This is a genomic window from Georgenia sp. SUBG003 (assembly GCF_000715355.2).
Lineage (GTDB): Bacteria > Actinomycetota > Actinomycetes > Actinomycetales > Actinomycetaceae > Georgenia.
In genome coordinates this window covers 1,925,486-1,937,809 of record NZ_CP180204.1, presented here as the reverse complement: position 1 = coordinate 1,937,809, position 12,324 = coordinate 1,925,486, and the positions used below count along the sequence as shown (strand labels likewise).

The following is a 12,324-nucleotide window of genomic DNA, read 5'->3' as shown; positions in this document are numbered from 1 at the left end:
CGCGGCCGCCCACCCGTAGTGCGCCGCGATCCCGACGCCCGCGCCGAGCAGCGCGATCAGCCAGGGCCACCACGAGGTCCCGTTGGTGGCGGCGGCGAGCGCGGCGGCCACCACCATCGCGGGCGCGGCGGCGAGCGTGCGGGCCCAGCCGGCGTTCATCGACAGCACGAGCGAGAACGCGGCGACCAGCACCACCGGGGCCGCCAGGTCCGCCCCGAGAGGTAGCACCAGAAGCATCGGGACACCGACCGCGACGAACAGCAGCACGGCGGCCCCGAGCAGCCGCCGGGGGAACGAGCGCGACGGTTCGTCGCCCATGAGGGCGAGGCTACGCCCCGCCGACGGTGACCTGGCGGTGCCGGGTCGCGTCGGTCCGGGTGCGCCGGACGCCGGGCTCCTCGGCCTGTCAGCCCGCGGTCGACCCGTCAGCTCGCGCCGGTCTCCTCCGCGGTCGGCTCCTCGGTGGCCGGCGCGGTGCCGTCGGCTCCGCCGACCACGGAGTCCTCGTCCCCGCCCGAGGCGGCGAGGATGTCGACGACGAGCACCAGGGTGTCCGTGCCGTGCGCCTGCCCGGGCGGGATGACCAGCAGCACCTGCGAGCCCACCGCCTGGTCGACCAGTCCGTCCCGCAGGCCGTCGATCGTCTCGTCCAGGCGGACGGTCTGGGGAACCTTGCCGCCCTCCCAGGTCGAGTCGTACGGCTCCCCCGACTCCCACTCGACACCGGTGTACTGCACCGTGACGTCCTGCCCGGGCCGGACCTGCTGGCCCTCGCCCCGGATCAGCGGGGCGACGACGAGCTCGGCGGGAGGTTCGGCGTCCGGCACGGCGATGGAGGGTGCGCCGTCCGCGCCGAGCGTGACCTGGGGCAGGCCGTCGCGCGGGGCGACCGCCTCGCCGCGCGCCTGGGTGTAGAGCACGTCGAGGACCAGGACGAGCATCCGCTCCTCGCCGTCCTCCTCCACGGGCTGCTGCACGAGGACGCGGCTGCCCTCCGAGGCGCCGGAGAGCACGGGGAACAGGTCCTCCCCGACGTCCTCCGGGGTCAGCACGAGCGTCCGGGCGACGCCGACGTCGCGGCCCTCCACCAGCGCCCCGTCGTCGCCGTCGTAGGCCGCCAGGCTCAGCAGGATCGGCTCGCCCTCGACGAGCTCACGACCGTCCCCCTCGATCAGGGTCTCGACCTCCGACTCCCGGAGCGGGAGCGGCGGCTCGAAGGTCACCACGGGGACCGACCCGAAGGCTCCCGAGACGGTGACGTCACCGACGCTCTCCTCGTTCTGCACAGGGTCGTCGGTGCACGCTACGAGGAGCACCGCGGTCAGGAGCATCGCCACGAGAGCCGCGATCCGGCTCCGCGCGCCGCGCCGTCGGTTCAGGTACTGCATCACCCGAGCAGCCTACGTGGCGCGCGTTCGTGCCTCTCCGCCGCCCCGCCGTGCCGGGCGCACGTGCACCTCGCCGGCGCACGTGCGTCCCCCCGCCGCCTCAGGCCTGGAGCGCGGCGAGCAGCTTGTCGACGCGCTCGTCGGTCGGCGAGAACGGGTCCTTGAGGACCACGGTGCGCTGGGCGGCGTCGTTGATCTTCAGGTGCACCCAGTCCACGGTGATGTCCCGGCGGCGCTCCTGCGCGGCCGCCACGAACCGCCCGCGCAGGCGCGCCCGGGTGCTCGCCGGCGGGCTGACGACGGCGTCGGCGACCTCCTGGTCGGTGGTGATCCTCGCCATGAGCCCGCGCGCGGCGAGCGTGGCGGCCAGGCCCCGCCGCGGGGAGATGTCGTGGTAGGCCAGCGACAGGCGCGCCACGCGGGGGTCGTCGAGAGCGAGGGTGTGCTTGGCGCGGTAGCGCTCGATGAGCCGCCCCTTGATCGCCCAGTCGAGCTCGGTGTCGACGAGCGTGGGGTTCTGCTCCCGCAGGGCGCGCAGCCCGCGCTCCCACAGCTCCAGGACGCGCCGCTGGGTCTCGCTCAGCTCCGCCGTCTGCCCGGTCGAGTCGAGGTAGCCCGTCACCCGCGCGAGGAACTCCTCCTGCATCTGCAGGGCGCTCATGCGCCGGCCGGAGGACAGCTCGACCGGCACCGTCGCCGTGAGGTCGTGGGAGATCTCCCGGATGGCGCGCATGGGCTCCGCCATCGCCAGGTCCCGCACGCGCACGCCGTCCTCGAGCATGGCGAGGAGCAGGTCGGTCATCCCGACCTTGAGCATCGTCGTCGTCTCGGCCACGGAGGAGTCCCCGACGATGACGTGCATCCGCCGGTAGAGGTCCGCGTCGGCGTGGGGCTCGTCGCGCGTGTTGATGATGGGGCGGGACCGGGTGGTCGCCGAGCTCATGGCGTCCCACATCTGGTCCGCGCGCTGGGAGAACGCGTAGGAGGCGCCGCCGCCCGCACGGGCGCGGACGTGCCCGGCGCCGGTGAGGATCTGCCGGGTGATGAAGAACGGCACCAGCGCGTCGCCCATCGCCTGGAAGTCGCGGCGACGGCGCACGAGGTAGTTCTCGTGGCAGCCGAAGGAGTTGCCGAACGAGTCGACGTTGTTCTTGAACAGGTGGATCGTGCCGGGGACGCCCTCCTCGGCGAGGAGCGCGTTGGCGTCCTCGGTCATCTCGTCGAGGATCGCCTCGCCGGCGCGGTCGTTGGCGACGAGCTGGCGGACGTCGTCGCACTCGGCGGTGGCGTACTCCGGGTGGGACCCGACGTCGAGGTACAGCCGTGCCCCGTTGCGCAGGAACACGTTCGAGGAGCGGCCCAACTGGACCACCTTGCGAAAGAGGTACCGCGCGGCGTCGTCCGCGCTGACGACACGGGGGGCGTCGGCGGCGGCGGTCCTCCCGTCGGCCGGCGCGTCCCTCCCGTCGCCGTCCTCGGGCCCGCCGCGCCAGCGTGACCGCCAGGAGCGCGAGGAGGATCACGCCGATGGTGCGCCGCACGCCCTCGTCCCCCCGCGACGGCGAGGAACGCCGTGCCGGCCAGCACCCCGAGCAGCACGGTGGGGACGAGGCGCCGGAGCGTCGCGAGGTCCGCGTGCGCCCGGTAGGTCCGCACGGCGATCAGGTCGCCGACCAGGAGGAGCACCAGGAGCGCCCCGGTGGAGGCCCGCGCGGGCAGGACCGCCGCGAAGATCGCGACGGAGATGGTCGACGCGCCCGGCACCGCGGTCTTGCTCAGCCCGACCAGCAGGGCGCCGGCGGCCAGGAGGCACCAGGCGAGGGCGGGAAGGTCGGGCACCGCCAGAGCATGCCATCCCGGCCGGCCGGCGCGTACGCACCGGCCGGCCGGTACCCGCTCAGAGGTCGATGCCCTCCAGCAGGTCCGTCACCAGTGCGGAGACGGCGGAACGCTCCGACCGGGTGAGGGTGACGTGCGCGAACAGCTCCTTGCCCTTCAGCGCCTCGACGACGGCGGCCACGCCGTCGTGCCGCCCCACCCGGAGGTTGTCGCGCTGGGCGACGTCGTGGGTGAGCACCACCTTCGAGTTCTGCCCGATCCGGGACAGCACCGTCAGCAGGACGTTGCGCTCGAGGGACTGGGCCTCGTCGACGATCACGAACGCGTCGTGCAGGGACCGGCCGCGGATGTGCGTCAGCGGCAGCACCTCCAGCATGCCGCGGGCGACCACCTCGTCGAGCACCTCCGGCGCCACGACGGCGCCCAGGGTGTCGTAGACCGCCTCGGCCCACGGGTTCATCTTCTCGGCCTGGTCGCCCGGCAGGTAGCCCAGCTCCTGCCCGCCGACCGCGTACAGCGGCCGGAACACGACGACCTTGCGGTGCTCGCGGCGCTCCAGGACGGCCTCCAGGCCCGCGCACAGGGCCAGGGCGGACTTGCCGGTGCCGGCCCGGCCGCCGAGGGACACGATGCCGATGTCGGGGTCGACGAGGTGGTCGATGGCGATGCGCTGCTCGGCGCTGCGGCCGCGCACCCCGAACACCTCCCGGTCGCCGCGCACCAGCCGCAGGAGCCCGTCCGCCGTGACCCGGCCGAGCGCGGAGCCGCGCGGGGAGTGCAGGACGGCGCCGGTGTGGACGGGCACCTGGGCGAGCGGGCCCGGGGTGGCGAGGTCCGCGACGGTGACCTGCCCGTCCTCCCAGAGCTGGGCCATCTCCGACTCGGTCAGCTCCGCCGTCGTCATCCCGGAGTACCCCGAGTCGACGACCTGCTGGGCGCGGTACTCCTCCGCGTGCAGGCCGACGGCGGAGGCCTTGACCCGCATCGGCAGGTCCTTGGAGACGACGGTGACGGCGTGCCCCTCGGCGGCGAGGTTGGCGGCGACGGCGAGGATCCGCGTGTCGTTGTCGCCGAGGCGGAGCCCGGAGGGCAGCACCTGGTCGCTCGAGTGGTTGAGCTCCACGCGGACCGTCCCGCCGTCGTCCCCGACGGGGACGGCGGAGTCCAGCCGGCCGTTGGTGACCCGCAGGTCGTCCAGCAGCCGCAGGGCGCTCCGCGCGAAGTAGCCCAGCTCGGCGTGGTGCCGCTTGGCCTCCAGCTCGCTGATCACCACGACGGGCAGGACCACGTCGTGCTCGGCGAAGCGCAGGATCGCCCGGGGGTCGGAGAGCAGCACGGAGGTGTCCAGCACGTACGTCCGCAACGCTGTGCCGGTCGGTTCGGCCACGCCGATCTCGGCAGCGACGTCGGCACCCGGGGTGGCTTCCCCGGTGACGGCGCCGGTGGGCTGCGGGGCGCTGGTGGTGTGGTCGATGCTCACGGGGGCTCCCTCTGGCGCCAGGCGCCGAGTCAGCTGCGCCTGGGACCACGCGGGACGCGCGGGCCAGGCACGGGTGCGGGGGCGGTGGGCCGGCCCAGGAGGGACCGGCGGCCCCTCCCGTCCGCAGCTGGCTGCTGCATGGGCTGACCTCCCGGAGGACGGCGGGTGTGCCGTCCGTCACAGCTGACGCTACGACGTGCGGCTCGTACGCGCGGCCTGACACGCCCAGGAACCCCTCGCACGACACCCGGTGTTCACGGTGCCGGCACCCGCCGTTCACGCCCGGGGGCGCCCCCGCGGCCTCAGCGCCCGAGCCGGCGCTCCCGCTGGGCGTAGTCGCGCAGCGCCCGCAGGAAGTCCACGCGCCGGAAGTCCGGCCAGTACGCCTCGCAGAAGTAGTACTCGCTGTGGACCGACTGCCACAGCAGGAAGCCGCCCAGGCGCTGCTCGCCGGAGGTGCGGATGACCAGGTCCGGGTCGGGCTGACCCTTGGTGTACAGGTGGTCGGCGATGTCGTCGACCGTCAGGGCCTCGGCGACCGAGTCGAGAGTCTCCCCCGCCTTCGACCGCTCGTGCAGCAGCGAGCGCACCGCGTTGGTGATCTCGTCCCTCCCGCCGTACCCGACGGCGACGTTGACCTGCATGCCGGGGACGTTCTCGGCGTGCGCCTGGGCCGCCCGCAGCCGCCCGGCGACCGGCGCCGGCAGCAGGTCCAGGGAGCCGACGACCCGTAGCGACCAGCGCCCCGTGCGGGCGAGCCTCTCGACCGCGGTGGCGATGATGTCGAGCAGGTCGGCGACCTCGGCCGGGTCGCGCTTGAGGTTGTCGGTGGAGAGCATCCACAGCGTGACGACCTCGACGCCGACCGCGTCGGACCAGGCGAGCAACTCCGTGATCTTGTCCGCCCCCCGGCGGTGCCCGTGCACCGGCGGTGTGCCCACGGCGCGCGCCCAGCGCCGGTTGCCGTCGAGGATGACTCCGACGTGCCGCGGGATGCGGTCGGGGTCCAGACCGGCGAGGAGCCGTCGCTCGTACAGCTGGTACAGCAGGTCCGGCCTACGCATGCCGCCGCATCGCTCCCCTCGAGACGTGTGGCGGCCGACGTCGCCACTTGCGCGGGGCACGGGACCCTCGCTGGGGCGAGGCTACCGCCGCAGCACGGCCGATGCGCGGACCGTTCAACCTACGGTAGCGTAGGTTGCCCGCGCCGACCTCTGCGGCGCCCTTCACGCGGCCTCGCCCGAGGCCACGGTCCCACCCGGGAGGCCCGATGCCACACGCCGTCGACGAGCCCGCGGCCGGGCGCTCGATCGCCGCGGCGGTCAAGCCGCTGCTGCGCGGCTGGATCCACGCCGGAACCGCCCCGGTCGCGCTGGTCGCCGGGCTGGCCCTCGTGCTGCTCTCGCCCACCACCGAGGCTCGGGTATCGACCGCGGTGTTCGCCCTGGCCGGCGTCGTGCTGTTCGGGACCTCGGCGGTCTACCACCGCGGGACATGGTCCCCCCGGGCCTTCGCCCGGCTCCGGCGCGCGGACCACTCGAACATCTTCCTGCTGATCGCCGGCACGTACACGCCGCTCGCGGTCCTGCTGCTCGACCCCCCGACGTCCACCGTCCTGCTCGTCGTCGTCTGGTCCGGGGCGCTCCTCGGGATCGCCGCGCGGCTGCTCTGGCTGGACGCGCCGCGCTGGGTCTACGTGCCCGTCTACGTCGCGCTCGGCTGGGTGGCCGTCGGCTTCATGCCCGCGTTCTGGCGCTCCGGCGGTCCGGCGGTGGTCTGGCTGGTGGCGCTCGGCGGCCTCGCGTACACCCTCGGCGCGACGGCGTACGCGCTCAAGCGCCCGAACCCGAGCCCCCGTTGGTTCGGATTCCACGAGATCTTCCACGTCGGCACGGTCCTCGGGTGGGGCTGCCACTACGTCGCCGTCTCCATGGCGGCGTACCAGGCAGCCTGACGTCGGTGTCCGCGCACCAGGACGTCGTCCCTCCCCGCCGGTAGCCTCGCCGGACCGCCGCACGCACGGCCGCACCACCGGAGGGACCGAGATGACCGACGCCGAGAACCTGTGGACCGAGAAGCCGCAGACTGTCCTGCGCGCGGGGCCCGACTTCGACCTCACGTCCTTCGACCGCGGCGGCAGCCCGGGCTGGGCCGGCGGCAAGAGCGAGGGCGAGTCGTTCACGGCCCGGCGCGGCAACCTGCTCTCGGAGCTGCAGGAGCGGTTGTTCGCCCACGGCCGCAGCGGCGGCGACCGGGCCGTCCTGCTGGTCGTGCAGGGCGTGGACACGGCGGGCAAGGGCGGGATCGTCCGGCACGTGATCGGCATGGTGGACCCGCAGGGCGTCGCGCTGCGGGCGTTCGGCGTGCCCACCGAGGAGGAGCGTCGTCACCACTACCTGTGGCGGGTGCGGCGCTCCCTCCCGCGGCCGGGCCTGATCGGCGTGTTCGACCGCTCCCACTACGAGGACGTGCTCGTCGCCCGCGTCGAGGGCCTCGTGGACGAGAACGTCTGGTCGCGGCGCTACGACGATATCAACCGCTTCGAGGAGGAGATCGCCGCCTCCGGCACCGTGATCGTCAAGGTGGCCCTCATGGTGTCGCACGAGGAGCAGGGGCTGCGCCTCATGGAGCGCCTCGACCGGCCGGACAAGCACTGGAAGTTCAGCCCCGGCGACGTCGACACCCGGCGGAGCTGGGACGCCTACCAGGCCGCCTACGCCGACGTCTTCGCCCGGACGAGCACCGAGGTCGCCCCCTGGCACGTCGTCCCCGCGGACAGGAAGTGGTACGCCCGCCTCGCGGTGACCGAGCTGCTCACCGGCGCCCTCGTGGACCTCGGTCTCGGCTGGCCCGGCGCGGACTGGGACGTGGCCGCACAGAAGGAGCGGCTCGCCGCGACCATGAGCGAGGAGAGCCTGCGGGAGGCCGCGGCGAAGGCCGAGGAGAAGGTCGCCGACTACCGCGAGGCAGAGGCGGAGTACGCGGCCGCGGTGGCGGAGGCTGCCGGCACGGGCCGCGCACGCCGGGGCTGAGAGAGGACGACGACGGACCGCCCCGCGCCGCCCCTGACGTGGACCGGCGGACGCCGGTCCACGTACGGCACCGCCGGCCTGAGGGCGGAGGACGGCGGAGCGTCGCCCGGGCCCGGCACACCGCGGTCCGCGGGCGGAGCGTCGCCCGTCTGGTGCGGCGCACCGACCATCCTCGGCGTACCACTCGCCCCTGCGGGACCGCCCGGCCCCGGCGCGCCGTTCGCCTCGACCCCGCCGGCTCGCAGGAGGTCCTCGACCTCCTGCGGCTCGAGCAGGCGGTTCTTGGGCGAGAGCGGGTCGATCGACGGCGTGATCACGCGGACGCCGCCGGGCTCCAGGAAGCCTGGCCGGTAGACCGCCCTCGTCAGCACCACGCGGTCGACGGCGTCGAGGTAGGGCTCGACGAAGGCCCACGCACGCTCGGACACCTCGTCGGGCACGTCCGTGCCGACGTGGCAGCGCCACACCACGTACACGCCGTGACGGCGCAGCTCCGGCGCCAGGCCGGCGGTGGCCGGGTCGTGCAGGACGACGACGTCGTCGGGCCTGATCTGCTCGGCCACCTCGGCGAGGTTGGACGCCAGGCAGCGTTCGTAGGCGGTCCGTTGGTCGGGCCCGATCCCCTCGCCGCCGTCCGAGCGGCCGTGCAGCGCGTGGTTCAGCCGGGTCGAGAGACTGAAGAATTCGGTGCCGCCGTCGAGGGTGAACCAGCCGACCCGCACCCCCGCGCCGGCGGCGTAGGGGAGGAGCCCGTGGAGCAGGACCCCCACGCCGCCGGTGTCGGTGGCGGAGACGTTCCACACCGTCCGCTCGCCGAGCACCCGGAGGGCGCGGTGGGCGCCGCTCTCCAGACGACGCGCGGACACCTCGTCCAGCGCGCCGGCGAGTGCGGCGAGCGGGGTCGGATCGACGTCGATCGTCCTCATGCCCCGATCAAACTCCGCCGCGACGCCGGGCGAAAGCCCAGACCGCGCGGGGACGGTCGGGAGCGCGTCACCAGCGGTTGACGACGTCCTCCGTGAAGCCGACCAGGCCGTCGACGGACCGCCGCGCGCCGTCGTCGTCGACCACCCACCCCGACCACGTCCCGAAGCACTGGTGGTTGAGGGACGAGATCACGCCCAGCCGGGTGCTGGAGACCCGCTCGAAGAACGGTTCGCACCGGACCTGCACCCGCGGGCCGGTGACGAACCACGGGGCGGTGCGGTCGGAGATGTCGTACGCCCAGGACAGGTCCTCGCCGAGGTAGTGGACCCGGCCGTCCAGCATCAGCGCGTTCTCGGTGGCGCCGGTGCCGTCGGTCCACTTCCCGCCCAGCTGGAGGCCGGTGACCACGCCGTCGACGACACCGGAGCCGGTGCCCCAGTTCCAGGCGACCGAGTACGGCCACCGGCCGCGGCCGAAGTCCTGGACCGCCCAGGAGGGGCCGGCGGCGTCGACGGCGATCTCCTGGTCGTCGAGCCACAGCGACCCCGACACCGGCATCGCGACGTCCTTGACCGTGTACTGGAACTGGCGCTCGTTCCACGGCACCACGACGCCGAGGCACTCGTGGCCCGGTGGCAGGTCGACGGTGAGGTCGAACCGCACGCGCGGGGTGACGCCCCGCAGCCGGAAGTCCGGGCGTGCCGCGTCCCCGGGGACGGGGTCGACGGCGACGGCGAGCCGGCCTGCGCGCGCCCGGACGGGACCGCCCCCGCACCGGCTCGGCATGCGTACGTCGCGGCCGAGCGGCGCGGTGGCCCAGCAGTCGATCTCCTCGCCGGTGGTGCGGTCGAGCGCCCAGACCTGGTGCACGCCCGCGTAGTTCAGCGAGGAGACGGTGAGGCTGACGATGTGCGTGGGGGTGATCACGCACCAGTACTCCCAGCGCTTCGTGCGGCTCCACATCGCCGCGCGCCCCAGCGGGTCGCCGAGCACCCCGTGGTGGTCCGCACTGACCCGGAGGTTTGCCCGGTGCAGCGGCGTCCGCGTCCAGCCCACCGCCGCAGGATTGAGCACCCCCGACGGGAGGCACAGGTCCACCGGGTCGGTGATCTCCGCCAGCACCCAGTCATCATGACCGAGATCCCGTGCGGGTTGGGCGGATACGCCGGTCACGTTTCGGGGACGACCGGCCGGGACGACCGGCGTGACCAACACCGCACCGCCGGCCGTGCCGGGACGCCGCTGCAGGCAGCGGCGCCGCCCCCGCGCGGGTACCGCCGTCGGGCGGCGTGCGCGCCGACCGGCGCGATGGACGCGGGAAGGGTCGCGCGCGCGACGTAGGTAACCTGTGCGGGCAGGACGCCGGACGAGAACGCGGAGGAATCATGACTGACGTGGCCGAGCTGCTGCCGGACACGGTCGAGCGCGCGGCGTCGACCCCCGACCTCGAGCTGCCCTTCCGGGAGCTCGGGCTCAAGCCCGACGAGTACCGGCGCATCGTGGACCTCCTCGGACGCCGCCCCACCGCCGCCGAGCTGGCGATGTACTCCGTCATGTGGTCGGAGCACTGCTCCTACAAGTCGTCCAAGGTCCACCTCCGTCAGTTCGGCGAGAAGACCACCGACGCCATGCGCGAGCACCTGCTCGTCGGCATCGGTGAGAACGCCGGCGTCGTCGACATCGGCCGGGGCTGGGCCGTGACCTTCAAGGTCGAGTCCCACAACCACCCCAGCTACGTCGAGCCGTACCAGGGCGCCGCCACCGGCGTCGGCGGCATCGTCCGCGACATCATCTCGATGGGGGCCCGGCCCGTCGCCGTCATGGACCAGCTCCGCTTCGGCGCGGTCGACCACCCGGACACCGGCCGCGTGGTGCACGGCGTGGTCGCCGGCGTCGGCGGCTACGGCAACTGCCTCGGCCTGCCCAACATCGGCGGAGAGACCGAGTTCGACCCGTCCTACCAGGGCAACCCCCTGGTCAACGCCCTGTGCCTCGGCGTTCTCCGGCACGAGGACATCCACCTCGCCAACGCCTCCGGCACGGGCAACAAGGTCGTCCTCTTCGGGGCGCGCACCGGCGGCGACGGCATCGGCGGCGCCTCCATCCTCGCCTCGGAGACGTTCGAGGGCGGCATGCCCAGCAAGCGCCCGAGCGTGCAGGTGGGCGACCCCTTCATGGAGAAGGTCCTCATCGAGTGCTGCCTGGAGCTGTTCTCCGCAGGGGTCGTCGAGGGTATCCAGGACCTCGGTGCCGCGGGCATCTCCTGCGCGACCTCGGAGCTCGCCTCCAACGGTGACGGCGGGATGCACGTCGACCTCGAGAACGTGCTGCTGCGCGACCCGAGCCTCACCGCCGGCGAGATCCTCATGAGCGAGTCGCAGGAGCGGATGATGGCCGTCGTCGCGCCCGACAAGCTCGACCGCTTCCTCGAGATCACGGCGAGGTGGGACGTGGAGACAGCCGTCATCGGCGAGGTCACCGGCACCGGCCGGCTCACCATCGACCACCACGGGCACCGGATCGTGGACGTGGACCCCCGCACCGTCGCCCACGAGGGCCCGGTCTACCACCGCCCGTACGCCCGCCCCGCCTGGCAGGACGAGCTCAACGACGACGGCGCCTCCGCGCGGCACCTGCCGCGCACCTCAGACGGCGCGACCCTGCGGGAGCAGGTTCTCGCCCTGGTCGCCTCCCCGAACCTGGCCTCGAAGTCGTGGGTCACCGACCAGTACGACCGGTACGTCCAGGGGAACACCGCGCTGGCCCAGCCCGACGACGCGGGCGTGGTGCGCGTCGACGAGGCCACCGGCCTCGGGGTCGCGCTGGCCACGGACGCCAACGGCCGCTTCACCAAGCTCGACCCGCGCACAGGTGCCCGGCAGGCGCTCGCGGAGGCGTACCGCAACGTCGCCACCGTCGGCGCCCGCCCGCTCGCGGTGACGGACTGCCTCAACTTCGGCTCCCCCGAGGACCCGGACGCCATGTGGCAGCTCGTCGAGGCCGTCACCGGCCTGGCCGACGCCTGTCAGGAGCTGGGCGTGCCGGTCACCGGCGGCAACGTCTCCCTGTACAACGGCACCGGCGAGCCGGGGCGGATCGACTCCTCCATCAACCCGACCCCCGTCGTCGGCGTGCTCGGGGTCCTCGACGACGTCGCCCGCGCCACCCCGTCGGGCTGGACCGCGGAGGGGCTCGCCGTCTACCTCCTCGGCACGACGGCGCTCGAGCTGGACGGCTCTGCCTGGGCCGACGTCGTCCACGGCCACCTCGGCGGCCTGCCGCCCCGGGTCGACCTCGACGCCGAGCGCGCGCTCGCCGCGGTGAGCTCGTGCAGCGCCGCCACCCCCACCGGTTCCCTGGCCAGCAGCGGAAGGACGGCGCACCGCCCGGCGTCCTGGGTCAGGGCCTGCTCGATATGGCCGTGCTCGGCGGCCGCCCGGCGCCGCAGCAGCGGGTCGCTGGTCGCGGCGGCGGCGAGGGAGCTGTTCACGACCCAGGCCCACGGTTCGATGCCGGCGCGCCGCAGGTCGGCCAGGAGCGACAGAGCCTCCAGGACGGGGGGTGGCCTCGGGGAGGGTGACGACGACGACCTTGGTGTGGTCGCGGTCCTGCAGCCGCATCATCGGTGTCGTGCACGAGCCGCCCCCGCCCATCTGGC

General features: G+C 73.9%; 7 protein-coding genes and 2 pseudogenes. 3 read left to right on the top strand and 6 right to left on the bottom strand.

The window, feature by feature from the left end:
* Positions 1-425 precede the first annotated feature (425 nt).
* The 4 genes and pseudogenes from DA06_RS09525 to DA06_RS09510 form a co-directional block, all read right to left on the bottom strand.
* Positions 426-1,388: an FKBP-type peptidyl-prolyl cis-trans isomerase gene (locus DA06_RS09525; protein WP_418607952.1), complete on the bottom strand. Its 963-nt coding sequence runs from the start codon at positions 1,386-1,388 to the stop codon at positions 426-428.
* A 100-nt stretch (positions 1,389-1,488) separates the two neighbouring features.
* A pseudogene (gene pafA, locus DA06_RS09520) lies at positions 1,489-2,832 on the bottom strand (Pup--protein ligase); the annotation flags it as partial.
* A gap of 453 nt (positions 2,833-3,285) precedes the next feature.
* Positions 3,286-4,614 (bottom strand): PhoH family protein, encoded by a 1,329-nt coding sequence (locus tag DA06_RS09515; protein WP_043499410.1) that lies wholly within the window; start codon positions 4,612-4,614, stop codon positions 3,286-3,288.
* Positions 4,615-5,009: 395 nt separating this feature from the next.
* Positions 5,010-5,771, bottom strand: a complete 762-nt coding sequence (locus DA06_RS09510) for an isoprenyl transferase (RefSeq protein WP_043499404.1) — start codon at positions 5,769-5,771, stop codon at positions 5,010-5,012.
* 206 nt (positions 5,772-5,977) lie between these two features.
* Here DA06_RS09510 and trhA point away from each other — a divergent pair, with 206 nt between their 5' ends.
* Together trhA and DA06_RS09500 are read left to right on the top strand one after the other, a co-directional pair.
* On the top strand, positions 5,978-6,661 hold the full coding sequence (trhA, locus tag DA06_RS09505) for a PAQR family membrane homeostasis protein TrhA (RefSeq protein WP_052436573.1): 684 nt from the start codon (positions 5,978-5,980) through the stop codon (positions 6,659-6,661).
* A 91-nt stretch (positions 6,662-6,752) separates the two neighbouring features.
* Positions 6,753-7,739: a PPK2 family polyphosphate kinase gene (locus DA06_RS09500; RefSeq protein WP_418607527.1), complete on the top strand. Its 987-nt coding sequence runs from the start codon at positions 6,753-6,755 to the stop codon at positions 7,737-7,739.
* Here the strand turns inward: DA06_RS09500 and DA06_RS09495 are convergent.
* Positions 7,664-8,665 carry a hypothetical protein gene (locus DA06_RS09495; protein WP_418607526.1) on the bottom strand — a complete coding sequence of 334 codons (1,002 nt, stop codon included), beginning with the start codon at positions 8,663-8,665 and terminating at the stop codon, positions 7,664-7,666. The genes DA06_RS09500 and DA06_RS09495 overlap by 76 nt on opposite strands.
* A 67-nt stretch (positions 8,666-8,732) precedes the next feature.
* On the bottom strand, positions 8,733-9,788 hold the full coding sequence (locus DA06_RS09490; RefSeq protein WP_043499398.1) for a DUF2804 domain-containing protein: 1,056 nt from the start codon (positions 9,786-9,788) through the stop codon (positions 8,733-8,735).
* 263 nt (positions 9,789-10,051) lie between these two features.
* Between DA06_RS09490 and purL the strand changes: the two are divergent.
* Positions 10,052-11,989 (top strand): annotated as a pseudogene (gene purL, locus DA06_RS09485) (phosphoribosylformylglycinamidine synthase subunit PurL); the annotation flags it as partial.
* Between the last annotated feature and the right edge of the window lie 335 nt (positions 11,990-12,324).

What these genes read in the sequence shown, in the direction of transcription:
- DA06_RS09525 (WP_418607952.1), bottom strand. Translation starts at nt 1,388, where the DNA reads ATGCAGTACCTGAACCGACGGCGCGGCGCGCGGAGCCGGATCGCGGCT.
- DA06_RS09510 (WP_043499404.1), bottom strand. Translation starts at nt 5,771, where the DNA reads ATGCGTAGGCCGGACCTGCTGTACCAGCTGTACGAGCGACGGCTCCTC.
- trhA (WP_052436573.1), top strand. Translation starts at nt 5,978, where the DNA reads ATGCCACACGCCGTCGACGAGCCCGCGGCCGGGCGCTCGATCGCCGCG.
- DA06_RS09500 (WP_418607527.1), top strand. Translation starts at nt 6,753, where the DNA reads ATGACCGACGCCGAGAACCTGTGGACCGAGAAGCCGCAGACTGTCCTG.
- DA06_RS09495 (WP_418607526.1), bottom strand. Translation starts at nt 8,665, where the DNA reads ATGAGGACGATCGACGTCGATCCGACCCCGCTCGCCGCACTCGCCGGC.